Annotated in this window: 21 protein-coding genes; 9 read left to right on the top strand and 12 right to left on the bottom strand. The window is 68.3% G+C overall.

Annotated features, from left to right (window positions below):
- The first annotated feature begins 30 nt into the window (after positions 1 to 30).
- Genes AC0IX4_RS12835 through AC0IX4_RS12825 form a run of 3 tightly spaced genes read left to right on the top strand, consistent with a single transcriptional unit; the run spans position 31 to position 3,720 of the window.
- Complete coding sequence (locus tag AC0IX4_RS12835; protein WP_471829197.1) at positions 31 to 798, top strand: TSUP family transporter; 768 nt, start codon at positions 31 to 33, stop codon at positions 796 to 798.
- 1 nt (position 799) lies between these two features.
- Positions 800 to 2,335, top strand: a complete 1,536-nt coding sequence (locus AC0IX4_RS12830; RefSeq protein ID WP_471829196.1) for a TldD/PmbA family protein — start codon at positions 800 to 802, stop codon at positions 2,333 to 2,335.
- Positions 2,332 to 3,720: a metallopeptidase TldD-related protein gene (locus tag AC0IX4_RS12825; RefSeq protein WP_471829195.1), complete on the top strand. Its 1,389-nt coding sequence runs from the start codon at positions 2,332 to 2,334 to the stop codon at positions 3,718 to 3,720. The genes AC0IX4_RS12830 and AC0IX4_RS12825 overlap by 4 nt, the downstream gene beginning before the upstream one ends.
- 86 nt (positions 3,721 to 3,806) lie before the next feature.
- Here AC0IX4_RS12825 and AC0IX4_RS12820 read toward each other — a convergent pair whose 3' ends face one another.
- The 3 genes from AC0IX4_RS12820 to cobN all read right to left on the bottom strand — a co-directional run bounded on the left by AC0IX4_RS12820 (position 3,807) and on the right by cobN (position 9,324).
- Entirely contained in the window at positions 3,807 to 5,096 is a 1,290-nt protein-coding gene (locus AC0IX4_RS12820) for an HNH endonuclease signature motif containing protein (RefSeq protein WP_471829194.1), read from the bottom strand.
- Between the two features lie 220 nt (positions 5,097 to 5,316).
- Positions 5,317 to 5,697, bottom strand: coding sequence for a PPOX class F420-dependent oxidoreductase (locus AC0IX4_RS12815; protein ID WP_056074860.1), 381 nt, complete (start codon positions 5,695 to 5,697; stop codon positions 5,317 to 5,319).
- Between the two features lie 18 nt (positions 5,698 to 5,715).
- Positions 5,716 to 9,324 (bottom strand): cobaltochelatase subunit CobN, encoded by a 3,609-nt coding sequence (cobN, locus tag AC0IX4_RS12810; RefSeq protein ID WP_056074858.1) that lies wholly within the window; start codon positions 9,322 to 9,324, stop codon positions 5,716 to 5,718.
- A 162-nt stretch (positions 9,325 to 9,486) separates the two neighbouring features.
- Here cobN and cobG point away from each other — a divergent pair, with 162 nt between their 5' ends.
- From cobG to cobJ, 3 genes are read left to right on the top strand one after another with little or no spacing between them, the layout of a single operon-like run.
- Positions 9,487 to 10,629 carry a precorrin-3B synthase gene (cobG, locus tag AC0IX4_RS12805; protein ID WP_471829192.1) on the top strand — a complete coding sequence of 381 codons (1,143 nt, stop codon included), beginning with the start codon at positions 9,487 to 9,489 and terminating at the stop codon, positions 10,627 to 10,629.
- 16 nt (positions 10,630 to 10,645) lie between these two features.
- Positions 10,646 to 11,272: a precorrin-8X methylmutase gene (locus tag AC0IX4_RS12800; RefSeq protein WP_056074855.1), complete on the top strand. Its 627-nt coding sequence runs from the start codon at positions 10,646 to 10,648 to the stop codon at positions 11,270 to 11,272.
- Positions 11,269 to 12,786 (top strand): precorrin-3B C(17)-methyltransferase, encoded by a 1,518-nt coding sequence (gene cobJ / locus AC0IX4_RS12795; protein WP_471829191.1) that lies wholly within the window; start codon positions 11,269 to 11,271, stop codon positions 12,784 to 12,786. Before AC0IX4_RS12800 ends, cobJ begins: the two co-directional genes overlap by 4 nt.
- Here the strand turns inward: cobJ and AC0IX4_RS12790 are convergent.
- From AC0IX4_RS12790 to AC0IX4_RS12775, 4 genes are read right to left on the bottom strand one after another with little or no spacing between them, the layout of a single operon-like run.
- Entirely contained in the window at positions 12,724 to 13,512 is a 789-nt protein-coding gene (locus AC0IX4_RS12790) for a cobalt-precorrin-6A reductase (protein WP_056074850.1), read from the bottom strand. The genes cobJ and AC0IX4_RS12790 overlap by 63 nt on opposite strands.
- Before the next feature lie 28 nt (positions 13,513 to 13,540).
- Complete coding sequence (gene cobM, locus AC0IX4_RS12785; RefSeq protein ID WP_471829190.1) at positions 13,541 to 14,290, bottom strand: precorrin-4 C(11)-methyltransferase; 750 nt, start codon at positions 14,288 to 14,290, stop codon at positions 13,541 to 13,543.
- Positions 14,287 to 15,507 (bottom strand): precorrin-6y C5,15-methyltransferase (decarboxylating) subunit CbiE, encoded by a 1,221-nt coding sequence (cbiE, locus tag AC0IX4_RS12780; RefSeq protein WP_471829189.1) that lies wholly within the window; start codon positions 15,505 to 15,507, stop codon positions 14,287 to 14,289. Before cbiE ends, cobM begins: the two co-directional genes overlap by 4 nt.
- Positions 15,504 to 16,268 carry an SDR family NAD(P)-dependent oxidoreductase gene (locus AC0IX4_RS12775; RefSeq protein WP_471829187.1) on the bottom strand — a complete coding sequence of 255 codons (765 nt, stop codon included), beginning with the start codon at positions 16,266 to 16,268 and terminating at the stop codon, positions 15,504 to 15,506. Before AC0IX4_RS12775 ends, cbiE begins: the two co-directional genes overlap by 4 nt.
- A 32-nt stretch (positions 16,269 to 16,300) precedes the next feature.
- Between AC0IX4_RS12775 and AC0IX4_RS12770 the strand changes: the two genes are divergently transcribed.
- Positions 16,301 to 16,702, top strand: coding sequence for a PPOX class F420-dependent oxidoreductase (locus AC0IX4_RS12770; RefSeq protein WP_042572510.1), 402 nt, complete (start codon positions 16,301 to 16,303; stop codon positions 16,700 to 16,702).
- Position 16,703: 1 nt separating this feature from the next.
- Here the strand turns inward: AC0IX4_RS12770 and AC0IX4_RS12765 are convergent, their stop codons facing one another.
- A complete protein-coding gene (locus AC0IX4_RS12765; protein ID WP_082042765.1) occupies positions 16,704 to 17,246 on the bottom strand; it encodes a TetR/AcrR family transcriptional regulator in 543 nt (180 codons plus the stop codon).
- Positions 17,247 to 17,375: 129 nt separating this feature from the next.
- Between AC0IX4_RS12765 and AC0IX4_RS12760 the strand changes: the two genes are divergently transcribed.
- Positions 17,376 to 18,215, top strand: coding sequence for an alpha/beta fold hydrolase (locus AC0IX4_RS12760; protein WP_042572466.1), 840 nt, complete (start codon positions 17,376 to 17,378; stop codon positions 18,213 to 18,215).
- Positions 18,216 to 18,217: 2 nt separating this feature from the next.
- Here AC0IX4_RS12760 and AC0IX4_RS12755 read toward each other — a convergent pair whose 3' ends face one another.
- Positions 18,218 to 18,976: a maleylpyruvate isomerase family mycothiol-dependent enzyme gene (locus AC0IX4_RS12755; protein WP_042572467.1), complete on the bottom strand. Its 759-nt coding sequence runs from the start codon at positions 18,974 to 18,976 to the stop codon at positions 18,218 to 18,220.
- Positions 18,973 to 20,097: a M24 family metallopeptidase gene (locus AC0IX4_RS12750; protein ID WP_042572468.1), complete on the bottom strand. Its 1,125-nt coding sequence runs from the start codon at positions 20,095 to 20,097 to the stop codon at positions 18,973 to 18,975. The genes AC0IX4_RS12755 and AC0IX4_RS12750 overlap by 4 nt, the downstream gene beginning before the upstream one ends.
- Before the next feature lie 42 nt (positions 20,098 to 20,139).
- Here AC0IX4_RS12750 and AC0IX4_RS12745 point away from each other — a divergent pair, with 42 nt between their 5' ends.
- The gene (locus AC0IX4_RS12745; RefSeq protein ID WP_471829186.1) at positions 20,140 to 21,102 is read left to right on the top strand and encodes a 5'-3' exonuclease; all 963 of its coding nucleotides are present in this window, start codon (positions 20,140 to 20,142) and stop codon (positions 21,100 to 21,102) included.
- A 3-nt stretch (positions 21,103 to 21,105) separates the two neighbouring features.
- Here AC0IX4_RS12745 and AC0IX4_RS12740 read toward each other — a convergent pair whose 3' ends face one another.
- Positions 21,106 to 21,879 carry a DUF4333 domain-containing protein gene (locus AC0IX4_RS12740; RefSeq protein WP_471829185.1) on the bottom strand — a complete coding sequence of 258 codons (774 nt, stop codon included), beginning with the start codon at positions 21,877 to 21,879 and terminating at the stop codon, positions 21,106 to 21,108.
- The gene (locus AC0IX4_RS12735; protein ID WP_471829183.1) at positions 21,869 to 24,625 is read right to left on the bottom strand and encodes a DEAD/DEAH box helicase; all 2,757 of its coding nucleotides are present in this window, start codon (positions 24,623 to 24,625) and stop codon (positions 21,869 to 21,871) included. The genes AC0IX4_RS12740 and AC0IX4_RS12735 overlap by 11 nt, the downstream gene beginning before the upstream one ends.
- Positions 24,626 to 24,630 lie beyond the last annotated feature (5 nt).

Genomic DNA, 24,630 nt, shown 5'->3' with positions numbered 1-24,630 from the left:
GTAGTCCCGCAGTCGTGATGGAATGGCCGCATGGGTGTCGGTGATTGGTCGTTGTTGCTGGTCGCCGCACTCGCCGCGGGATGGGTGGACGCTGTGGTCGGTGGCGGCGGCCTGATCCTGCTTCCCGCGCTGTTGTTGGTCACGCCCGCGGCCACGACGCAGCAGACGGTGCTGGCCACCAACAAGTTGGCGTCGGTCGCAGGGACCACCGCAGCGGTGGTGACGTTCTCGCGCAGGGTCCCGATGAACTGGCGACTCCTCGCCCCGGCCGGCGTCGTGGCGGCGGTGGGGTCCGCCTTCGGCGCTGCGACGGTCAGCCTCATCGACAAGGACCTCTTCATCCCGATCGTGCTGGTGGTGCTCATCGGCGTCGCAGTGCTCGTGACGGTGCGCCCCACGGTCGGGGTAGTGGTCGGCGATCCGCCGACTCGGCGCAGGATCGCGATCGTGGTGGTCACTGCTGCTGTGGCCATCGGCTTCTACGACGGAATCCTGGGCCCGGGTACGGGCACCTTCCTGATCATCACCTTCGCGACGCTGCTGGGCACCGAGTTCGTGCGCAGCGCGGCGATGGCCAAGGTTCTCAATCTCGGTTCCAACATCGGCGCCCTGCTGTACTTCTCCGCGACCGACGACGTGTTGTGGCTCCTCGGTCTGGCCATGGCGGTGGCGAACGTGGCCGGTTCCCTCGTCGGATCGCGCATGGCCATCTCCCGCGGCGCCGGGTTCGTGCGGGTGGTTCTTCTGGTGGTCGTCTTCGCGCTCGTCATCCGACTGGGGTGGCAACAGTTCGGCTAGCGTGACGCAGGTGAGAGATGTCGACAGCGATTTCGTCGCCCTACCGCTTCACGCGCTCGCGGACGCGGCACTGACCGCGGCCCGTGCCGCCGGTGCCACGCACGCCGACCTGCGGGTGCATCGGCTCCGGACACAGTCGTTGAGTCTGCGCGACGGTGCCGTCCAGTCCAGTGTCGAGGGCACGACCCTCGGCATGGCTGTGCGCGTCGTCGTCGACGGCACCTGGGGCTTCGCGTCGGGTGTCGTGCTGACGGTCGACGAGGCGGTGGCCGTGACATCGCGGTCGGTGCGGGTGGCGCAGGCACTGCGTGATCTCAACCGTGAGCGCGTCGTTCTGGCGGCCGAGCCGGTGTACGAGAACGCGACATGGGTGTCCGACTACGCCATCGATCCCTTCGATGTCTCGACCTCGGACAAGGTGGGCCTGCTGAGCGAGTACTCCGGTCGGCTGCTGGCCTCCGACGGTGTCGACCACGTGAGTGCGTCCGTCCTGCAGGTCAAGGAGCAGACGTTCTACGCCGACCTCGCCGGGTCCCGCATCACGCAACAACGGGTACGTCTCCACCCGCAGATCGAGGCCGTGACCGTCGATTCGGCGACCGGTGGCTTCGACTCCATGCGCACTCTCGCACCGCCTGTCGGGCGGGGATGGGAGTACCTCACCTCGGCCGGTACGGGCGGCGACGGACTGTGGGACTGGGACGACGAACTGGCCCGGATACCCGAGTGGCTCGCGGAGAAGTCGAAAGCTCCCAGCGTCGAGGCCGGGCTCACGGATCTGGTCATCGACCCGACCAATCTGTGGCTCACCATCCACGAGTCCATCGGCCATGCCACGGAGTACGACCGAGCCATCGGCTATGAAGCCGCCTATGCGGGAACCTCTTTCGCGACGCCGGATCAACTGGGGACCCTGCGCTACGGCAGCCCGATCATGCACGTGACTGCCGACCGGACAGAACGCCACGGCCTGTCGAGCACGGGATGGGACGACGACGGTGTCGCGGCGCAGTCGTGGGACCTCGTCGACAAGGGTGTGCTGGTCGGGTACCAGTTGGACCGAGTGTTCGCCCCACGGTTGGGTCTCGAGCGGTCCAACGGCTGCGCCTACGCGGACAGCGCGCACCACGTGCCGATCCAGCGGATGGCGAACGTGTCGCTGCAACCCGATCCGGAGGTCGATCGCAGCGTCGACGACCTGATCGCGGACGTCGAGCACGGCATCTACGTGGTCGGCGACAAATCGTGGTCGATCGACATGCAGCGCTACAACTTCCAGTTCACGGCGCAGAGATTCTTCCGCATCGAGAACGGCGCTCTGGCCGGTCAGGTACGCGACATGGCGTACCAGGCCACGACGACGGACTTCTGGGGCTCGATGGACGCGGTCGGCGGTCCGTCGACCTGGCGGCTGGGCGGGGCGTTCAACTGCGGAAAGGCTCAACCCGGTCAGGTCGCTGCGGTGTCGCACGGGTGCCCGGCGGCACTCTTCCGCTCGGTCAACGTCCTGAATACGCGATCGGAGGCAGGACAGTGAGCGCGAACATCGTCCTCGGCGGCCACGACCTGGTCGAACGCGCACTGTCGTACGCCACGGTGTCCGACACCGTCGTCATCGTCGCCGACACGTCGGAAGCATCGTTGCGGTGGGCAGGTAATTCTATGACCACCAACGGTGTCGGCGACTCCCGCTCCTGGATAGTCGTGTCGATCGTCCGCGACGGCGACACTGCCCGGGTGGGCACCGTGTCGTCGACGAGCATGGATCCGGACGATGTCGCCGGTGTCGTCCGTGCCGCCGAGGACGCAGCGCGCGCCGCTCAGCCGGCCACCGACACGATGCCTCTGATCACGGCCGACGACGTGGATGCCGGCTGGGGCGACGTCACGGCACGGACCGGCATCGAGGTGTTCGATTCTGTCGTTCCGGGACTTGCGCAGGGCTTCGACGGAGCCGACGCGCTGTACGGGTTCGCGCACCACACCGTTCGCACCATCTGGTTGGGGACCTCCGCCGGTGTACGCCGCCGCCACGTCGAGCCCACCGGATCATTGGAGATCAACGGTAAGCGGGGCGGGCTCGCACACGGATCCAGCGCCTGGGTCGGCACCGGCACACGGGACTTCGTCGATATCGACATGGATGCGGCGCTGGCGGAACTCTCTCGCCGGCTCGACTTGTCCGCTCGCCGAGTCGAATTGCCTGCCGGACGGTACGAGACCCTGCTCCCACCGTCCGCGGTGGCCGATCTGATGATCGACCTGATGTGGACGATGGAAGGCCGCGGGGCTCACGAAGGGCGAACGGCTCTGTCGGCCCCCGGCGGCACGCGTATCGGCGAGCAGTTGGGGACGCTGGGTCTGACCATGTACTCCGACCCGGCCGAGCCCGGCCTCGAGTACGCACCGTTCGTCGTGACGGGCTCGTCGAGCGACTCCGTATCGGTGTTCGACAACGGCATGAGCGCCGACCGTGTCGACTGGCTCCGGGACGGCGCCATCACCTCGTTGACGTATCCGCGTTCCGCGGCGGTCGAGTTCGGTACCGCTGCAACAGCTCCGGGCGACAACCTGATCATGACAGGCGGCTCGGGTGGTTCCATCGACGACATGGTCGCGCGCACCGAGCGAGGTCTGCTGCTGACCACCCTCTGGTACATCCGCGAGGTCGACCCCACGACGTTGTTGCTCACCGGTCTGACCCGTGACGGCGTGTACCTCGTGGAGGACGGTGCAGTGACCGCTGCTGTCAACAACTTCCGCTTCAACGAGAGCCCGCTGGACCTGCTGCGGCGCGCCACGGAGGCGGGCACGACGGTGCCCACCCTGCCGCGTGAGTGGTCGGACTGGTTCACCCGCGCGGCGATGCCTCCGTTGCGGGTCCCGGACTTCCACATGTCCTCCGTCAGTGAGGCTCAGTAGTCCGCTCATTCGCCGGGTGCGGTGAGGTAGTCGTTGCCGTGTGAGTCGCGGATGTGGACGATGCCGTCGCGGAGCATGCGGTAATCCTACTGTCTGCGGGTTTTCAGTCCGTGGTGTCGGCGGCACAGGGGTTCGAGGTTGCCGGTGACGGTCCAGCCGCCCTTCTGTGGGTCGGTGTGGTCGAACGGGACGACGTGGTCGAGGTCGCAGTCCTCGCTCGGTACGGCGCATCCCGGATGGACGCACGTCGGATACAGCGCTGTCACCACCGCCGCGACTGCCTCCGACGGCCGGTAGACCAGTGCCCCGTCCGGGGGCACGACGAAGCCCCCGTGGCCGTCGGGGTTGTCGACGGCACGGTCGAGTGCTGATGGTGGGAGCGTGCGGAGGTACTCGACCTGCTCCCTCACCTTCCTGGCATTCGTGCTTCCCAGTTTCCCCGTAGTCGGGGTCCAGCCCGGCGGCATGCGGCGGGTGCGGCGAACTTCCCTGCCGTCGACCGGAACCGGTGGATCGGGCTCCGGGTCGGGTGGGTGGTGTTCGCTGTCGCGCGCGGCGGTGATGAGTGCTTGCCATGTCGCATCCTCGGCGATGCGACGAGCCACATCGGCCGGGACCGGTCCCCAGCCGACGAGGTGACCGGGTTCCCCCGCCAACCCTGCTGCGGTGGCAGCATCGAGAACGATCACGGCACGGTTGGCGGGTGCGCCCGATACAACTCCCGTCAGGAGAGCGTGCGCGGCGTCGAACAACCGCGCCGGCAGCGAACTCGGATCGGTCACCCCCCGCGCAGCAGCAGCAGCGATGTTCCGCCACATCGCCGCGACCTTCTCCGCCGGACCGCGGATTATCAGCTCCGCCTGACCGCGCGGGAGTTTCCGCACGGTCGCGGCACGCTCCAGCGCCGCACGCTCCCGGACGATCCGGTGCCACTCGGCGTCGAAGTCGGCGAGGATCCGGTCGATCGCCGCCGCCACCGCGCCCGGGGTGCACCGGGATGCGGCAGCAATCACCCGCTGCAGTAATGCTTCGGTGGCGTTCGGGACACCGGCCAATGACCGGCACACGGTGCGGAACGCTGCGTACGCCAACCGGCCCGCATCGAACGCCTCCTGCACCGCCGGGCGGGCGGTACGAATCAAGTACAGCCACTCGGTGACCGTGCCGGTGGACACCGACAATGCCGATGCGACCTCGGCGACAGCGCACGCTTCGGCGGCATCGGCGTCGAACACCGCACCCGGACCGAGCACCGCGGGACGCCGCGACTCAGAGTGAACGTAGGAGCACGACGCGGCGACGGTACGAGCGAACGAGGCCTGGGCGTCGACCTTCGCCGACACCAACACATCGACGGAAACTGTTGCGTCGTACACGAATTCACCCCCCGGTGATGCCCGATCAGACCGCCCCCCGACGACCTGACCACACACTAACCCAACCCACCGACAGAAACTCGAACGCTGTTCGAACCGGGGCGCAGCTTCTCGCGGACGTTCCACGTTCCCGCTGATGCTGCAACTCCTCCGGGAACATGGAGTGTCAGCGGTAGCCGGCAGATGTTCGGTGAGGTCTACTCGACACCGGCTGCGGGTGTCAGGCGACGCGGAGCGCCAGACCGACAGTGCTGTTCTTGCCCTTGAACAGGGAGCTCATCGTGACGGCGATGCGTCCGGTGATGCCGTACTTCTGTATCACCACGTCGCGTGTGCGGGCGGTACCCGCGTCGTCGAGAACCTCGGCGACAGCCTCCATAGCCGGGCCGACATTCTTTCCACTGCGATCGCAGGTGGCCACCGTGACGCGGGGAGTGTTGCGGATCCGCTTTACCTTCCACGACTCCCGCTGAGTCCACATGAGAAGCCGATCCCCGTCGAGGGCCGCCCAGATCGGTGTCGGCTTGGGGGTGCCGTCCTTGGTGAACGTGGTCAGAAGAACGTACTTGGCGGTGCCGACATCACCGAAGGGATTGGTCATGCCCGCCAGCCTAAGCCGTCACTCGCCCTCGAGCTCGCCTTCCGTCTCGAGGTACACCGATCGGAGCTCCGCCAACAGCGCCGGATCAGGCTCTGCCCACATCCCGCGCTCCACCGCCTCGAGGAGACGCTCCGAAATGCCGTGCAGCGCCCAGGGATTGGACGTGGACATGAACTTACGGTTGGTCTCGTCGAGGACGTATTCCTGCGTGAGCTTCTCGTACATCCAGTCCTGGACGACGCCGGTGGTGGCGTCGTACCCGAACAGGTAGTCGACCGTTGCCGCCATCTCGAACGCGCCCTTGTAGCCGTGGCGACGCATCGCGTCCATCCACCGTGGGTTGACGACGCGAGCGCGGAACACCCTCGAGGTCTCTTCGTGCAGCGTTCGGGTGCGCACGGACTCGGGCCGAGTGCTGTCGCCGATGTACGCCTCCGGTGCGGTGCCGGTGAGAGCACGCACGGTTGCGACCATGCCGCCGTGATACTGGAAGTAGTCGTCCGAATCGGCGATGTCGTGTTCGCGGGTATCGGTGTTCTTCGCCGCCACCGCAATCCGGCGGTACGAGGACCGCATGTCGTCGGACGCCGGCACACCGTTGAGCCCACGGCCGTACGCGAAGCCGCCCCAGGTCGTGTAGACCTGCGCCAGATCTTCGTCGCTGCGCCAGCTCTTGCTGTCGATCAACTGCAGCAATCCGGCGCCGTAGGTACCGGGCTTCGAGCCGAAGATACGGGTGGTGGCGCGGCGGTCGTCGCCGTGCTCCGCGAGATCTGCCTGTGCGTGCGCACGCACGTAGTTCTGCTCGTCGGTCTCGTCCAGGCCCGCGACCATGCGCACCGCGTCGTCCATCATGGCCAGCACGTGGGGGAACGCGTCCCGGAAGAATCCGCTGATCCGCACAGTGACGTCGATGCGGGGACGCCCGAGCTCGTCCAGAGGGATCGGCTCGAGGTGGGTGACGCGTCGTGACGCTTCGTCCCATACCGGCAGGACTCCGAGCAGGGCGAACACCTCGGCGATGTCGTCGCCGGAGGTGCGCATCGCGCTGGTTCCCCAGACCGAGAGACCGACGGATCGGGGGTACTCGTCGTGATCGGCCAGGTAGCGGGCCACCAACGACTCGGCCATCGCCTGGCCGGTCTCCCACGCTAGCCGCGACGGCACGGCCTTCGGGTCGACGGAGTAGAAGTTGCGCCCGGTGGGCAGCACGTTGATGAGGCCACGCAGCGGTGATCCGCTGGGGCCGGCCGGAATGAAGCCACCGTTCAGAGCATGGAGAACGCGCTGCACTTCCTGGTCGGTGCCGCGCAGTCGCGGCACAACCTCGGTGGCAGCGAACCGGAGGATGTCCCCCACCGTGTCGGGCAGTCCGTGAGTGATCTCGTCGACGGCATCGACAGACCAGTCGGCGCGATGCAGCGCCGCGACCAGACCTCGAGCCTGTTCCTCGACGGCGTCCACGGACGTGCGGGCCTCGTCGCCGTCCTCGCTGAGTCCCAACGCTTCACGAAGACCCGGAACGGTGCGTTCGCCGCCCCACATCTGCCGGGCTCGCAACATGGCGAGGACCAGATCGACTTCGGCCTCACCGCGCGGTGACTCCCCCAGGATGTGCAGGCCGTCACGGATCTGGACGTCCTTGATCTCGCACAGCCATCCGTCGACATGCAGAAGCATGTCGTCGAACACCTCTTCGTCCGGACGTTCTTCGAGCCCCAGATCCTTGTGCATCTGCGCCGCCGTCATCAGCGTCCAGATCTGCTGACGGATCGCCGGCAGCTTCGCCGGGTCGAGGGTCGAGATGTTGGAGTGCTCGTCCAGCAACTGCTCGAGGCGGGTGATGTCGCCGTAGCTCTCGGCCCTCGCCATCGGAGGAATCAGATGGTCGACGAGAGTCGCGTGCGCGCGCCGCTTGGCCTGCGTCCCCTCCCCCGGATCGTTGACCAGGAACGGGTAGATGAGCGGCAGATCGCCCAGCGCAGCATCCGTGCCGCACGAGGCGGACATGCCGAGAGTCTTGCCGGGCAACCATTCGAGGTTGCCGTGCTTGCCCAGGTGCACGACGGCGTCGGCGGCGAACCCACCGTCCTCCTCGGGGGCGGCGAGCCAGCGGTAGGCGGCGAGATAGTGATGGCTGGGCGGCAGGTCCGGGTCGTGGTAGATCGCCACCGGGTTCTCACCGAACCCGCGTGGGGGCTGCACCATCAGCACGACGTTCTCGAATCGCAGAGCAGCGATGACGATTTCGCCCTCGGGGTCGGCCGAGCGGTCGACGTACAGCTCGCCGGGAGCCTCACCCCAGTGCTCGGTCACCCCGGACCGGAGATCCTCCGGCAGCGTGTCGAACCACCGGCGGTAGCGCGCAGCCGAAATGCGGATCGGGTTGCCTTCGAGTTGTTCGGCGGTGAGCCAGTCCGCATCCTGACCACCCGCGGCGATGAGCGCGTGGATCAGGGCGTCGCCGTCCTGTGCCGCCAGGCCCGGAACCGCGTCGTCACCGTCGACGGGGCCGATGTCGTACCCGTGCTCGCGCATCTGTGTCAGCAGCCTGATCGCCGATGCCGGCGTGTCCAGGCCGACGGCGTTGCCGATGCGCGCGTGCTTGGTGGGGTATGCCGACAGCATCAGCGCAATGCGCTTGTCGGCTGCGGGAATTCGGCGCAGTCGAGCGTGCCGGACCGCGATGCCGGCGACACGCGCACAGCGCTCGTGGTCGGGCACGTACGTGCTGAGGCCGTCGGCGTCGATCTCCTTGAACGAGAACGGCACCGTGATGATGCGACCGTCGAACTCGGGCACCGCGACCTGGGTCGCGACATCCAGGGGTGACATCCCGTCGTCGTTCGACTCCCACGTCGACCGGGAGCTGGTGAGGCACAGGCCCTGAAGGATCGGCACGTCGAGCGCAGCCAGTTCCGCGACGTCCCATGCCTCGTCGTCACCGCCGGCGCCCACGTTGGCCGGACGGGTGCCACCGGCCGCGAGAACGGTCACGATCATGGAGTCGGCCTCGCGCAGTGCCTCGAGCAGTTCCGGCTCCGCGCTGCGCAACGACGCACAGTAGATCGGGAGTGCGCGGGCGCCCTTCGCCTCGATGGCCTCGCAGAGCGCGTGGATGTAGTCGACATTGCCCGCGAGATGCTGGGCCCGGTAGTACAGGACGGCGATCGTGGGCTCGGACGACCCCGTGCTCGCACGGGTGTGGAGCACACCCCAGGTGGGGAGATGGGCGGGCGGCTCGAATCCGTGACCGGTGAGCAGAACGGTGTCCGACAGGAACCACGACAGCTCGCGGAGGTTGTCCGCGCCACCCTCGGCCAGGTACTGGTGCGCCTGCGCTGCCACATTGGCGGGCACCGTCGACAGTTCCATCAACTCGGCGTCGGGGGCCTGCTCGCCGCCGAGCATGACCACGGGTACCGGACCGCCGAGTACGGCGTCGATACCGCTCTCCCACATCCGACGCCCACCGAGGATGCGCACGATCACCAGGTCGACGCCGTCCATCAGCGTCGGCAGGTCGGCGTCGACGAGGATGCGGGACGGGTTGGCCCAGCGGTACTCGGCGCCGGACGCACGCGCGCTCAGCAGGTCGGTGTCGGATGTCGAGAGCAGCAGAATCACGGTGGTGGAGCCTTCCCTGGGGTTTTCGCGCCCCGTCGGCGTCAGTGTGCACCCCAGGTCTGACTTCTCCAGGAATGCTGGAGTCACAGTGGCGCGACCGCGCCGGAGTCTCACCGGCTTCCGGGGTGCTTCGCAGTGATCGTACGTCGTAGCCTGGACTGCATGAGTGATGTCGGGGACAGGAGCAGGCGGGACGCCTGCCCCGGGGCTCTCCAGCTGCACGAGGCGAAGGACGGTCTGCTGGCGCGGGTGCGTCTGCCCGGCGGTGTGCTCACCCCCGGGCAGATGGGCGTGCTCGCGGCGGCGTCGACGGACCTGTCCGACGGCGAACTGGTGCTCACCTCCCGGGGCAACATCCAGCTCCGCGCGGTACGCGATCCCGACGACCTGGCCGACCGTCTGGCGGCCGCGGGCCTGCTGCCGTCGGAGACCCACGAGCGGGTGCGCAACATCCTGGCCTCACCGTTGTCGGGTCGGCTCGGCGGAACGGCCGACGTCCGCGGTCTCGTGTCGTCGCTGGACACCTCGCTCACGAGTGACCCCGAGCTGGCGGAACTGCCGGGCCGGGTGCTGTTCTCCCTCGACGACGGTCGCGGCGACGTGACGGGTTTCGGTGCCGACATCGGTGTCCACGCCGTCGGCGAAGATTCCTTCGCCCTCATCCTCGCGGGCGCCGACAGCGGCGTCCGGGTGCGGTGTGCGGACGCGGTCGCGGTGATGCTCGATGCAGCGCGCGGATTCCGCCGCGAGCGGCTGGGGCACTGGCGCATCGCGGAGATGCCGAACGGCGTGGAGGCCGTGCTCGGTCACATCGATCACGCTGTCGGCGACGACCCGCGGGTCGCCGTCGAGACTGCGGTCGAGCCGCCGATCGGGTGGTTCGTGCAGGACGACGCCACCGTCGCGCTCGGCGCCGCCCTCGCTCACGGTGTGCTGCCGGCCCGCACCGCACTCTTCCTCGCGGCCGTCGAGAAGCCCATCCACGTCACGCCGTGGCGCGGAATCGTGCTCGTCGATCTCGACGAGGGCGTCGCCGAGCAGGTCGTGCGCGTGCTGGCCCCGATGGGTCTGATCTTCGACGCGGAATCGCCGTGGGTCCGGGCGAGCTCGTGCGTCGGCTCTCCCGGCTGCGCGAAGTCGCACTCCGACGTGCGCGCCGATCTCGACGCCGCCGTGCAGAACGGCGAGGTGGGAGACGGCCGGGAGCATTGGGTGGGGTGCGAGCGCCGGTGCGGCCGACCCCGCGGCGAGGTCACCGACGTGTTTGCGACCGACGAGGGGTACGAGCGAGTCCCACCGTCGTGACCCCTATCGTGGAGCCATGCACGACTACATTCGCGACGGCGACGAGATCTACCGGCGCTCCTTCGCGACCATCCGAGCAGAAGCCGACCTGTCGGCGTTCTCCGACGATGTGGCGCAGGTCGTCGTGCGCATGATCCACGCGTGCGGAGAAGTGAATCTGGCGCAGTCCATCGCGTCGACCGCCGATGTCGTAGCGAAGGGCCGTGCCGCTCTTCGTGCGGGCGCCCCCATCCTCTGCGACGCCACCATGGTCGCGTCGGGCATCACGCGCCGACGGCTCCCGGCGGACAACGAGGTCATCTGCACCCTGAACGCACCCGATGTTCCCGAGATGGCACGTGACCGTGGCACCACCCGTACTGCCGCCGCCGTCGACCTGTGGGTCGATCACCTCGATGGCGCCGTCGTCGCCATCGGGAACGCGCCCACAGCGCTCTTCCGACTCATGGAACTGATCAAGGACGGAGCGCCGCGTCCGTCCGCGATTCTCGGTGGCCCGGTCGGATTCATCGGCGCCGCAGAGTCGAAGGACGATCTGGTGGCGTCGGGTCTGGGACTCGATCACCTGCTGGTCCTCGGTCGTCGAGGCGGCAGTGCCATCGCGGCTGCTGCTGTCAATGCGATTGCGACGGAGAAGGAATGACCGGAAAGCTCTGGGGCGTCGGTATCGGTCCCGGTGACCCCGAACTGGTCACGGTCAAAGCCGCCCGGGTCATTTCCGACGCCGATGTCGTCGCGTTCCACAGCGCCCGCCACGGCAAGAGCATCTCGCGGCGTACCGCTGAGCCGTACCTGCGCGAGGGGCAGATCGAGGAGCACCTCGTCTACCCCGTGACCACCGAGGGCACCGACCACCCCGGCGGGTACGACGGAGCGCTCGCGGACTTCTACGTCGAGGCCTCCGAACGTCTGGCGGCTCACCTCGAGGCGGGCCGCTCGGTGGCTCTGTTGGCAGCCGGCGACCCCATGTTCTACAGCTCGTACCAGCACATGCACGTCCGGTTGGCGCACCGATTCGAGACCGAGGTCATTCCTGGCGTGACGTCGGTGAGCGCCGCATCCGCCGCCGTGGGTGAGCCGCTGGTCGAGGGCGAGGAAGTCCTCACCATCCTTCCCGGCACGCTTCCGCAGGCCGAGCTCACCAGGCGACTGCGGGACACCGACTCGGCGGCGATCCTGAAACTGGGTCGTACGTATCCCGCTGTGCGCGAAGCACTTCGCGACAGCGGGAAGCTTGCCGAGGCCTGGTACGTCGAGCGCGCGAGCACCGTCGGCGAGCGGGTGCTCGCCGCCGAGGACGCCACCGATGTTCCCTACTTCTCCATCGCCGTCGTCTCGAGTCCGTCGTACGTCGTCCGCGACCCGGCACCGTCGGGTGAGGTCGTCGTCGTCGGACTCGGCCCGGGCGCCGACGCATGGACCACGCCGGAGGTGCGCGAGGAGTTGGCGCACGCCACCGATCTGGTCGGCTACACGACGTACATCGACCGCGTTCCGACGCGTCCCGGACAGCGTCGGCACGCCAGCGACAACAAGGTGGAGTCCGAGCGTGCCGAGATGGCGCTGGATCTGGCATCGCGCGGCTCACGTGTCGTGGTGGTCTCCTCGGGAGATCCGGGAGTCTTCGCGATGGCGTCGGCCGTCCTCGAAGTCGCAGCTCAGGAGCGCTGGCGCTCGGTCCCGGTGCGCGTGTGCCCCGGTGTCACCGCCGCCAACGCCGTCGCCAGCCGGGTGGGTGCTCCCCTGGGCCACGACTACGCCGTCATCTCACTCTCCGACCGCCTGAAGCCGTGGGACGTCGTCGAGCGGCGCATTCGCGCAGTGGCGGCCGCCGACATGGCCTTCGCCGTCTACAACCCGGCGTCGCGGACCCGGACCTGGCAGGTCGAGGCTCTCAAGACGATGGTGCTCGAGCACCGCGGACCCGACACCCCCGTCGTGATCGGTCGCGACGTCTCAGGGCCCGAGGAGTCGGTCACCGTCGTGCGTCTCGGCGATCTCGACGCGTCGAGCATCGACATGCGGTGCCTTCTCATCGTCGGTGCGTCGACCACCACGGTCGATCACACTCCCGACGGTCCTCGGGTGTTCACCTCACGGCGTTACGGGAGCGACCTGACCGTCACGTCCACTGCCGGCGTCGCGGCGCGTCCGTAGCCAGGTGGCGCACGCGTCGACCGTCGACACGACGTCGACGCCCTCGGGCACCGGGGGACGATCCACCATGATCACCGGAATTCCGCGCTCGCGAGCGGCTTGAAGCTTGGCGGAGGTCAGCTTTCCGCCGCTGTTCTTGCTGACCAGAGCCTCGATGCGGTGTTCGTCGAGCAGTTCGCTCTCGCCCGCCAGATCGAACGGACCGCGTGCCTCGAGGATGCTCGAATGCTCCGGCACCTCGCCCTCGGGTGCGTCGATGCACCGCACGATGAAGTGCTGGTCCGTCAGATGTGCGAAGTAGTGCACGCCCTGGCGTCCGATGGTCAGCAGGATCCGGGTGAGGGCGGGCCGCTCCGTGAGGGCATCCGCAGCGGCTTCCATGGAGGGAACCGTGATCCACGAATCCTCGGCCAACGGCCGCCACGGCGCCCGGTGCAGCACCACGAGAGGAAGTCCCGCGTTCGCGCACGCCTGCACGGCGTGCTCCGTCATCGTCACCGAGTACGGATGAGTCGCATCGACGACGTGCGTGATCTCGTTCTCGGTCAACCAGGTGGTCAGTCCGTCGACGCCGCCGAAGCCGCCGACACGTACCTCGCCGACAGGGAGGACGGGATCGGCGACGCGGCCCGCCAGCGATGACGTCACGGTCGTTCCGTGTACTCCGTCGAGCCGCGCGGCCAGTTGACGTGCTTCGGATGTGCCACCGAGAACCAGAACATGCATTCGGGCGACCTTACCGGCAGCGACGACCCTAGTGATCCAGCCGCCGGCGGGCAGCCGAGTACAGGAAGCTGTCCGGGAAGCCTTCCGCGGAGAGGACTCGCCCGACGACGACGACAGCCGTCTTCACGATTCCGGCGGCTACCGTCGCGTCGGCGATGTCGGCCAGGGTGCCGCGCACGATGACCTCGTCGGCTCGGCTCGCGAACGCGACTACCGCTGCGGGACAGTCGGTTCCGTAGTGAGGGCTCAACTGCTCGACGATGGTGTGGATCTGCCGAGCGCCCAGGTGGATCACCAACGTTGCCCCGCTCTGCGCCAGGGTGGGGAGGTCCTCACCGTCGGGCATGGCCGTCGACAGGGTGGAAATGCGTGTCAGGACGACACTCTGTGAGATCCCGGGCACCGTGAGTTCTCGCCCGAGCGCGGCAGCCGCGGCGGCGAAGGCCGGGACACCGGGAACGATCTCGTAGTCGACTCCGGCGGCGTCGAGCCTCCGGGCCTGCTCGGCCACCGCGCTGTACAACGACGGATCACCCGAGTGGACGCGCGCGACATCGAGTCCCGCGCGAGTGGCGGTGATCAACTCGTCGACGATGGCATCGAGGGTCATCCGGGCGGTGTCGACGACGCGCGCATCGGGTGGGCACGTGTCCAGCAGTTCGCGAGGCACCAGCGAGCCGGCGTACAGGCACACGGGGCTGGTCGCGATGATGCGAGCGGCCCGCACGGTGACGAGATCGGCAGCGCCGGGTCCCGCGCCGACGAATCTGACTGTCACGCTGTCTCCTTCTCGTTCTTCACGACGCTCCACTGCGTCACCGGCATCTGCGGACGCCACCCGGTGAATCCGCCGAGCGGTTCGCCGCGGTGCACCTGCAGTCGTCGCAGCAGACCACCGTGCCGCTGATACCACTGCAAGAGAAGCGATTCCGACTCGGCGGTGACGGCATTCGCGACGAGCCTGCCACCGTGCCCCAGCGCGTCCCAGCACGCGTTCAGCATTTCCGGTTGTGTGACGCCGCCGCCGACGAAGACGGCGTCGGGCCGTGGGGCGTCGGCGAAACTGTCGGGTGCGGGTCCGCGCACGGTCAGTGCCGGCACGCCGAGCGCGACAGCATTGGTGCGGATGGTCTCGGAGCGACTCTCCACCCGCTCGAAGGCGTCGGCCCGGCAACTCGGATGCGTCCGCATCCACTCGATCGCGATGCTTCCCGATCCCCCGCCCACATCCCACAAGCGCTCCCCCGGCGCGGGGGCGAGGGCACTGATCGTCAGAGCACGTACCTCGCTCTTGGTCAGCTGACCGTCGCCGATGTAGGCAGCGTCGCTCAATCCGGCGACACGGGTCAGGCGTGGACCGGCGTGACGCACGTCGAGACCGATCACGTTCAGCGGGTCCACGTCGGACGCGCCCCGCCAGGTATCGACCGGTGCGGTGCGCACCTGCTCCTCCGGTCCCCCCAGCTGCTCGAGGACCATCATCGTCGACTCGGCGAAACCGTTGTCCGTCAACAGCTTCGACAGCGATCCGACGGTCTCGGCGCCTTCGCTGAGCACCAGCACTCGTCGGCCGTCCGTCAACGCGGGCAGGACCGACTCGACGGGTCGGGCCACGACCGACACGACTTCGACATCGTGCAGCGCCCATCCCAGGCGTGCGCAGGCCAGCGACGCCGACGAGGGGTGCGGGAAGACGCGGACGGCGTCGGCACCCAGTAGCCGGACGAGCGTCACGCCGATTCCGTGGAACATCGGGTCGCCGCTGGCGAGTACGCACCGGCGTCGGCCGGAGTGCACCGCGAGGAGTTCCTGCATCGCGGGGATCAAGGGAGTCGGCCAGGCGACCCGCTGCGCATCGAGTGATCCGAGTGCCTCCAGTTGGCGTGCGGAGCCGAACACCACGTCCGCGGTGTCGACGGCGTTGCGGGACGCGGGAGCCAGGCCGTTCCACCCGTCCGCGCCGATGCCGACGACATCGATCACGTCGGTCGTCATCGTGGCATCCGGCGCCACACGGCACGGGGCAGGAGACGCATGACGAAGAACACGGGCCGCAGTCGGCCGGGAATCCACACCACGTCCTTGCGCGACGCCAGGGCGGACACGACCGCGTCGGCCACCTGCCCCGGCGTGCTGGACATCGGGGCCGGGGACATGCCCTCGGTCATCCGCCCGACGACGAAGCCCGGCCGCGCCAGGATCAGACGGACCCCACTGCCGTGCAAGGCATCTGCCAGTCCGGATGCGAACCCGTCGAGTCCGGCCTTCGCCGACCCGTAGACGTAGTTCGCTCGGCGCACCCGCGCTCCGGCAACCGAGGAGAACACGACCAGCCGGCCCGATCCGCGGGCTCGCATGACCGTCGCGAGATTCGTCAGCATGCTGACCTGGGCGACGTAATCGGTGTGCACGACGGCGACGGCATGGGCAGCGTCCGTCTCTGCTCGTGTCTGGTCGCCGAGGATGCCGAAGGCCAGTACCGCCGTGTCGAGCGGTCCGTGCTCGCGGACGACGTCCGCCACGAACTGCTCGTGGGTGTCGACCCGGTCGGCGTCGAACTCGGTGGTCGCCACCGATTCTGCGCCGGCAGCCAGCACGCGGGCTGTCTCGTCGTCCAGGTCCGACGACCGGCGCGCAGCCAGCACGACATGTCTGCCGGGTGCCATCCGTACCGCGATCTCGAGACCGATGTCGCTGCGGCCGCCGAGGAGGAGAAGGGTTCCTGGCGCGGAAGGTTCGACCGAGTGGCGAGTCACGTGGTCAAGTGTCCTCGATTATCGTGACGGTCATGCCCGCTACCCCCTCCTCGCTCAATGCCGACGCCGGCACGTTCCTCACCGAGCGTCATCTCGCGACCCTGGCGACGAAGCGGCCGGACGGTACGCCGCACGTCGTCGCGGTGGGATTCACGTGGGACGCCGAGGCCGGACTGGCTCGGGTGATCACGCGGGAGGGGTCGCAGAAGGTTCGTAACGCCGAGCGCGGCGCGTACGGGGCCGTCACCCAGGTGGACGGCGCCCGGTGGCTGACGTTGGAGGGTCCGGCACGGATCCTGCGGGATGCCGACAGCGTGCGGGACGCCGAGAACCGCTACGCACAGCGGTACCGGACACCGCGGGAGAACCCGGAGCGAGTGGTCATCGAGATCACCGTGACCCGCGTGCTCGGGTCCCAGTCCCTGCGGGACTGAGTCAGTCCAGCAAGCGCGCCGCGGCGTCCTTGGCAGCTCGCGCCGTCTCGCCCGACCGGGTGATGGCCGCGGTGGTCTGCGCGCCCTCGGCGAGCAGCGCGATCTGCAGGCCCACGCCCGGTGGATGCCCCGATGCCACGGCCAGTTCGGTGACGTGGTCGATGAAGGCCAGCTTGTGCGTGCGTGCGGCGTCGGACACCGCGGGCATCGTCGCCCCCAGTTCACCGAACGAGTTGATGAACGCGCATCCGCGGAAGTCGTCCTCGGCGAACCAGTCGTCGAGGAAGTCGAAGATGGCAAGAATTTTCTCCCGCGGTGACTCGTGCGCCGCCTCTGCCTGGTCGATGCGGGTATTCCACACAGCGGTGCGGCCGTCCAGGACGCCGGCCACGATCGCCGCCTTGGACGGGAACTGGGCGTAGAGACGCTTCAGCGGCACGCCGGCGGCAGAGCGCAGTTCGTCCATGCCGACGCTCTGGATGCCGCGGGCATAGAACAACCTGTCGGCCGCCGTCAGGATGCGGGCGCGGTCGTCGGGTTCCATCGCTCCTCCGTTCGGTCGAACACTTGCGGTGAGAACCATCGTTCTCTACTGTAGGCGACACGAGCCGAGAACGATCGTTCTCGATTCGTGTCCCGTTCGATCACATCAGTCGAAAGGCGCCATAAGGCCATGGCTCACATCACAGTCGGTACCGAGAACAGCACACCCGTCGAGGTCTACTACGAGGACCACGGCACCGGACAACCCGTCGTCCTGATCCACGGCTACCCGCTCGACGGACACTCCTGGGAACGGCAGTCGGCCGCCCTTCTGGACGCCGGCTATCGCGTCGTCACCTACGACCGGCGCGGGTTCGGACAGTCGAGCAAGACCACCGAGGGGTACGACTACGACACCTTCGCCTCGGACCTGAACGAAGTCCTGGAAGCACTCGACCTCCGCGACGTCATCCTCGTCGGCTTCTCCATGGGCACAGGGGAACTGGCGCGCTACGCCGGCCGCTACGGCACCGATCGCGTCGCCAAGTTCGCCTTCCTCGCGTCGCTCGAACCGTTCCTGCTGCAGACCGACGACAACCCCACGGGCGTCCCGCAGTCCGTGTTCGACGGCATCGAGGAGGCTGCCAGGGGCGACCGCTTCGCATGGTTCGACGCGTTCTACAAGGACTTCTACAACTTGGACGACACTCTCGGCACGCGCATCAGCGAGGCCGCCGTCCGCAACAGCTGGAACGTCGCCGCATCGAGCGCCCCCGTCGCGGCATACGCGGTGGTCCCGACATGGCTCACCGACTTCCGCGCCGATGTGCAGACCGTCCGGGAGTCGGGCAAGCCGACGCTGATCCTGCACGGCACCGCGGACAACATCCTGCCGATCGACTCGACCGGTCGCCCGTTCCACGACGCCTTCCCCGAGGCGACCTACGTCGAGGTCGACGGTGCACCGCACGGCCTCCTGTGGACCCACTACCAGGAGGTCAACGCGGCGCTTCTCGACTTCGTGAAGTGAGGTCAGAAGCGGGACGCGTCGAGCAGTGACTCCGCGACCGAGGTGTCACCGAAGACGGTGACCACGTCGAGAGGTCGACGACGGCAGAGCACCAGCAACAGGTGCTCTGCCGTACCCCTCAGTGCCACATCGGCTTTCCCGTGCCCGCGTGTACTGGTGAGGCCGTCGGCGCCGAGGGTGAACGTCCATTCGAGGTCGTCGACATCCGTGCCGTGCACGTGCACGGTGCGCCCGATCGACGCGGGCGTCAGACGGTCGAGAAGCAACCGGTGCGGATACTGCACCTCCGTCAGCTCGGCCACGGCGTCCGCGGCCGCCTCGGGATCGATCGCGTCGGGCGCCGGTCCCCCGGCGGCGTGTACGGCGTCGGCGGCGTCGATCCGATGCACCGCGACCTCGTGTGCCTGCCGCCGGAGCCACCAGGCGGCCGTCCGGGCGCCCACGAAAGTCTCCACGGTCGACTCCGGATCGACCTGCTCGAACGTGGCGACGACAGCGTCCAGCGCCGCCCGATAGGCGGGAAGGCAGTCGGGGCCCTTCGGCAACGACTCGACCTGACTCTTCGCCACCGCGCCGGTGTCCGCGCCCGGCCCCGCCAGGATTACCGCGTTCGCCCACCGATGGACCTTGCCCGTGTGACGGACCACGTGCTCGACCGTCCATCCCGGCACGGTCGGCACGGGCGACGACAAGGCGTCCACCGGCATCGACGCCAGGCGGTCACCCTCGCGCCGCAGCGCGGCGAGCAGGTCGAGGCTCATCGGACCGGCAGCACGGTCAGACCGTGCGGACGCGTGTTGACCGACTCGCAGCCCTCCGGCGTCACGACGACGATGTCCTCGATGCGAGCGCCCCACTCGCCGGTGAAGTAGACCCCCGGCTCGATGCTGAAGGCCATCCCCACCTCGAGCGGAATGTCGTTGCCCGCCACAATGTATGGCTCCTCGTGCACCGACAGGCCGATGCCGTGCCCGGTGCGGTGCACGAAGACGTCGCCGTACCCGGCGTCCACCAGGATGTCGCGCGCCGCGGCGTCGATCGCCTCCGCGGTGACCCCGGGACGAACTGCATCGACGGCTGCCTGCTGTGCGCGTTCGAGGACCGCAACGGTCGCTGCGACGGCGTCCGTCGGCTCGCCGATGCTGTAGGTCCGCGTGGAGTCCGAGTTGTAGCCGGGCTCGACCGGACCGCCGATGTCGATGACCACCACGTCGCCCTCCTCGATGACGCGTTCGGACACCTCGTGGTGCGGATCGGCCCCGTGTGGGCCGGAGCCGACGATCACGAACGCCGCCTCGGTATGCCCCTCCTCGAGGATGGCGGCCGAGATGTCCGCTGCCACCTCGGCTTCCGTCCGTCCGGCCGCGAGGAACTCCCCCATCCGCGCGTGCACGCGATCGATCGCCGCACCCGCGGTGCGGAGTGCGCCGATCTCCGCGTCGTCCTTCGTCATACGCAGCTCGCGCAGAACCGGTGTCGCGAGGACGGGCAGTGCGCTCAGGGCGTCGGCGAGCGGGATCAGATGCAGCGCCGGCATCGCGTCCGTGACGGCTGTGCGTGCGGGGCTCGGAAGCAGCGAGGCCACCAGGCCGTGCGGGTTCACCCCGTCCACCCAGTCGCGCAGCTCGATCCCCAGTTCGGCGGCTGCCGAGTCCTTCAGCGCGGCCAGTTCGATGCGGGGCACGACGACAGACGCCGGCGTCCCATCGGCGGGAATCACCAGGCACGTCAACCGCTCGAACGACTCCGCGCGAGACCCGAGGAGGTAGCGCAGGTCCGGCCCGGGCGTGATGAGAAGGGCGTCGAGACCGGCCTCGGCGGCGAGAGCGGCCGCCCGGTCGAGTCGAGTGCGATACACGGAAGAGGGGAACCGAGAGGTCATACCGCCAGGCTATCGACCGGTGGCGACATCCGATGCGGCAGGATGTGGCGCATGACGGCCGAGAACAGCGACACGGTACTTCTCCTCGACGCGGCAAGCCTGTGGTTCCGCGCCTTTCACGGAGTGCCCGAGTCGATGACCTCGCCCGACGGCAGGCCTGTGAACGCCGTGCGCGGCTTCACCGACATGGTCGCCTCGTTGATCACCCGCACCGGTGCGACCCGACTCGCCGTCTGCCTCGACCTGGACTGGCGCCCGACGTTCCGTGTTGACCTGGTCCCGTCGTACAAGGCGCACCGCGTACTCGAGGTGTCAGACTCCGGTCCCGATGCCGAGGAGGCGCCCGACGCCCTCGGACCGCAGGTGACCCTGATCCTCGAGATTCTCGAGGCGGCGGGCATCGCGACAGCCGGAGCCGAGGGGCTCGAGGCGGACGACGTCCTGGGCACGCTCGCCGCCACGGAGCGGACCGACCCGGTGGTCGTCGTCAGCGGCGATCGCGATCTGCTGCAGGTGGTCTCGGACGACCCGGTGCCGGTGCGCGTCCTGTACGCAGGCCGGGGACTGGCCAAGGCCGAACTGTTCGGGCCCGCCGAAGTGGCGGAGCGCTACGGCGTACCGGCCGACCGACCGGGCCCCGGATACGCGGAACTGGCTCTCCTGCGTGGGGATTCGTCCGACGGTCTGCCCGGAGTCAAGGGAATCGGCGAGAAGACCGCGTCGTCACTCATGACACGATTCGGCTCGCTCGAGGCGATCCTGGCGGCGGCGGACTCGGGCGACAAGGAGATGGCCGCCGGAGTACGCGCCAAGATCATGGCCGCACGCGACTACATCGAGGCGGCGCTCCCCGTCGTACGCGTGGTCACCGACGCGGACATCATGTTCTCGCGATCCGACGCCATTCCGCGCGAACCCGTCGATCTGCCGCGGTTGACTGCCATCGCCGAGGACCTCGGTGCTCAGAACTCGATCGGTCGACTGATCAAGGCCATGGCCCGGTAGGACTTACTGGGGACGACCGACCTCGTACGTGCCCTGGTCGTCCTTCACCGTCACGGTGACGGACCGCGATTCGCCGTCGACCGTCAGGTCGCACGTGAAGATGGCGCCGGTCTCGACCTTCTGGCCGGACGGGCACGACACGTCGGACACGTCGATCGCGCCGAACGACTGGGTGACGATCCTCGCGACGCCGTCCTGCACGGCCGAGTTGTCGAACGTGTCCCCGCCCAGCGTCGTCACGCCGTAGACCACACCCGCCGCGACGATGACCGCGATCACGGCCCCGCCGACGATGAACGGCACCTTCGAGGACTTGGCCGGCGGAGTTGCGTTCCACTGCTGATTGCCCTGCGGGTACCCCTGCTGCGGCTGCTGATATCCATAAGGTTGCTGGCCGTACGGCTGTTGCCCGTACTGGGGCTGCTGGCCGTAGGGCTGTTGCCCGTACTGGGGCTGGCCGTACGGCTGTTGTCCGTACTGAGGCTGGCCGTACTGGGGTTGCTGACCCTGGGGTTGCTGACCGTAGGCCTGCTGCCCGTAGGGATCCTGCCCGTACGCGTTCTGGCCACTGGGGTACTGGCCACCGGGATACTGGCCGCCGGGATACTGACCAGCGGGGTACTGGCTGGTCTGGTCGGGGTCAGGGGACGAGGACCGTTCGTCGGGGTTGTACGGGCCGCTCATCGTCGCCTCCGGTGGTATCGGGTTGTCGAACTGGTCGTCGTGCAGGGTGTCGGAGACACGGTAGCCGCGTCGGACATGTTCATCATGCGGCATCCACGGCGACGACTCCGCGCCGTATGGCCGAGATCGCCTTCGTCGCTGTCGCCGTCACCTCGTCGTCGGGCGACGCCGACCGGATCTGGTCCAGCAGATCGATGACCTGGCGGCACCACCGGACGAAGTCGCCTCCCGACAACGCACGGCCTTGCTGACCGGCAGCGAACAGCACGTCCTCGAGAGATTCCTTACGGGCCCACTTGTAGACGGCGAGCGCGAAGCCGGTGTCGGGCTCACGCGTGGGAGGCAGTTTCAACCGGATCTCGTCGGCGCGCAGGTCGTGCCACGCGGCCACCGTGCGGGAGAGCGCATGTCGGATGTTGCCGGTCGGGCCCTGTTCTGAACTCTCACCGTCCTGACGCGATTCGTACACCACCGTGGACACCACGGCGGCCAACTCCGCCGGTCCGAGTCCCCGCCAGATGCCCTCGGCCAGGCACTCGGCGACGAGCAGGTCCGACTCGGAGTAGATGCGACCGAGCTTCGAGCCCCGCTGGGTGACGGCGACGTCGCCGTCCGCCCCGGCCGCGAGATAGCCGCGTTCGGTCAGCAGTTCCAGGATGCGGTCGAACGTGCGCGCCAACGAGTTGGTCGTCGAGGCGACCTTCTGGCGCATCGACTCGGTGTCGCGTTCCACTCTGCTGTACTTCTCGGCCAGCCGTGCGAGGTGCTCTCGGTCCGGCCAGGTGTGGCACGGATGCGAGCGGACGGCGCGACGCAGGACACCGAGTTCGCGATCGTCTCCGGCAGACGACTGGTGCCGACGGCCGCGTCCCGGCGGGGTGATGCCGGTTCCCCGCAGCGCCGACGCCAGATCGCGACGGGTGCGCGCGGTCCGGTGGTCGACGTGTCGTGGCAGACGCATGTGCCCCAACGCGGACACGGGCGTCGGGAAGTCCGCGGACGACACACGACCTGCCCACTTGTCCTCCGTGAGCACCAACGGTCGCGGGTCGACCGCATTCGCGTCCGTTTCCAACACGACCGCCAGGCCCGAACGGCGACCGGACGGTATCGAGATGACGTCGCCACGGCGGAGCGAGACCAGTGAGGTGACCGCGTCGTTGCGACGGTCGCTACGGCCCTGACGTTCCAGTTCGCGTTCGCGGTCCTTCAGTCGTGCACGCAGGTTCGTGTACTCCACGTACGGCGAGTCGGCGCCGCCGAGCTTGCTCAGAAGTTGCGTCCTGGTGGCCTCGTTCTTCTCGATGCCCCGCACCAGACTCACGACCGACGCGTCGGCCTGGTACTGCGCGAACGACCGCTCGAGCAACATGCGGGACGCGTCGACACCCATCCGATCGACCAGGTTGACCGCCATGTTGTACGACGGCCGGAACGAACTGCGGAGCGGGAAGGTGCGAGTGGACGCCAGGCCGGCCACTTCGGTGGGCTCGACACCCGACTGCCACAGGACGACGGCGTGACCCTCGACGTCGATTCCTCGGCGGCCCGCCCTGCCGGTGAGCTGGGTGTACTCCCCCGCCGACAGGTTGGCGTGCGTCTCACCGTTGAACTTGACCAGTCGTTCCAACACGACGGTGCGGGCAGGCATGTTGATGCCGAGGGCCAACGTCTCGGTCGCGAACACCGCTCGCACGAGTCCTCGCACGAACAGTTCCTCGACGGTGTGGCGGAAGACGGGAAGCATGCCGGCGTGGTGTGCGGCAATGCCGCGCTCGAGCGCGTCCCGCCACTCCCAGTACCCCAGGACCTCGAGGTCACTGCGAGGAATCTCGGCGGTGTGTCGGTCGATCACCTCGCCGATCACCTGCGCCTGCTCCTCGGACGTCAGTCGCAGTCCCGATCGCAGACACTGGTTGACGGCACCGTCGCAGCCCGCGCGGCTGAAGATGAACGTGATGGCCGGAAGCAGGCCTTCCTCGTCCAGCAGCTTGATCACGTCGGGTCGAGGGATGGGTCGACTTTCCGGTCGGCCGGGTCGCCCGCCCCCACGCCCCGATCGGGGACCACGCCCTCGCGGTGCCTCCCACGACCCCATCCGCTCGGCCTGGACGCGTTCCTTGACGTGGCGGACCAGATTCTTGTCCACGACGACTCCGCCGGGGGCCCCGTTGTTCGCCTCGACGTCGAACAGGTCGAATAGTCGGCGTCCGACGAGGATGTGCTGCCAGAGGGGAACGGGACGGGTCTCGTCGACCACCACGGTGGTGTTGCCGCGCACCGTCTCCATCCAGGCGCCGAACTCCTCGGCATTGCTCACGGTGGCCGACAGGCTCACCAACCGCACGTCCTCGGACAGATGCAGGATCACCTCTTCCCACACGGCCCCGCGGAACCGGTCGGCGAGATAGTGCACCTCGTCCATGACCACGTGCGAAAGACCGCGCAGCGCAGGCGATTCCGCGTACAGCATGTTGCGCAGCACCTCGGTCGTCATGATGACGATCGGGGCGTCGGAATTGATGCTCTGATCACCTGTCAACAAACCGACGTAGCCCTTGCCGTAGCGGGCGACCAGCTCGGCGTACTTCTGGTTGCTCAGGGCCTTGATGGGCGTCGTGTAGAAACACTTGGCGCCGCTGGTCAGCGCGAGATGGACGGCGAACTCACCGACGACGGTCTTGCCCGCGCCCGTGGGCGCGCACACCAGCACTCCGTGTCCGTCCTCGAGGGCGGTGCAGGCGCGTATCTGGAATGGGTCGAGCGGGAACGGCAGCGTCGACGCGAACTCCGCCAACTTGGGCCCGGTCGGTTCACGATGCCCGGAAATAGTGGCCACGTCTC

It is taken from the genome of Rhodococcus sp. AC861, from assembly GCF_979256035.1.
This window is presented reverse-complemented; position numbering and strand designations above follow the sequence as displayed.

Coding starts and splice junctions, on each gene's coding strand:
- cbiE (WP_471829189.1), bottom strand. CDS start 15,507: ATGACGACCGACGTGATCGATGTCGTCGGCATCGGCGCGGACGGGTGG.
- AC0IX4_RS12770 (WP_042572510.1), top strand. CDS start 16,301: ATGCCCGCTACCCCCTCCTCGCTCAATGCCGACGCCGGCACGTTCCTC.
- AC0IX4_RS12790 (WP_056074850.1), bottom strand. CDS start 13,512: ATGCATGTTCTGGTTCTCGGTGGCACATCCGAAGCACGTCAACTGGCC.
- AC0IX4_RS12815 (WP_056074860.1), bottom strand. CDS start 5,697: ATGACCAATCCCTTCGGTGATGTCGGCACCGCCAAGTACGTTCTTCTG.
- AC0IX4_RS12800 (WP_056074855.1), top strand. CDS start 10,646: ATGCACGACTACATTCGCGACGGCGACGAGATCTACCGGCGCTCCTTC.
- AC0IX4_RS12740 (WP_471829185.1), bottom strand. CDS start 21,879: ATGCCGCATGATGAACATGTCCGACGCGGCTACCGTGTCTCCGACACC.
- cobG (WP_471829192.1), top strand. CDS start 9,487: ATGAGTGATGTCGGGGACAGGAGCAGGCGGGACGCCTGCCCCGGGGCT.
- AC0IX4_RS12835 (WP_471829197.1), top strand. CDS start 31: ATGGGTGTCGGTGATTGGTCGTTGTTGCTGGTCGCCGCACTCGCCGCG.
- AC0IX4_RS12765 (WP_082042765.1), bottom strand. CDS start 17,246: ATGGAACCCGACGACCGCGCCCGCATCCTGACGGCGGCCGACAGGTTG.
- AC0IX4_RS12745 (WP_471829186.1), top strand. CDS start 20,140: ATGTGGCGCATGACGGCCGAGAACAGCGACACGGTACTTCTCCTCGAC.
- AC0IX4_RS12755 (WP_042572467.1), bottom strand. CDS start 18,976: ATGAGCCTCGACCTGCTCGCCGCGCTGCGGCGCGAGGGTGACCGCCTG.
- AC0IX4_RS12760 (WP_042572466.1), top strand. CDS start 17,376: ATGGCTCACATCACAGTCGGTACCGAGAACAGCACACCCGTCGAGGTC.
- AC0IX4_RS12750 (WP_042572468.1), bottom strand. CDS start 20,097: ATGACCTCTCGGTTCCCCTCTTCCGTGTATCGCACTCGACTCGACCGG.
- cobJ (WP_471829191.1), top strand. CDS start 11,269: ATGACCGGAAAGCTCTGGGGCGTCGGTATCGGTCCCGGTGACCCCGAA.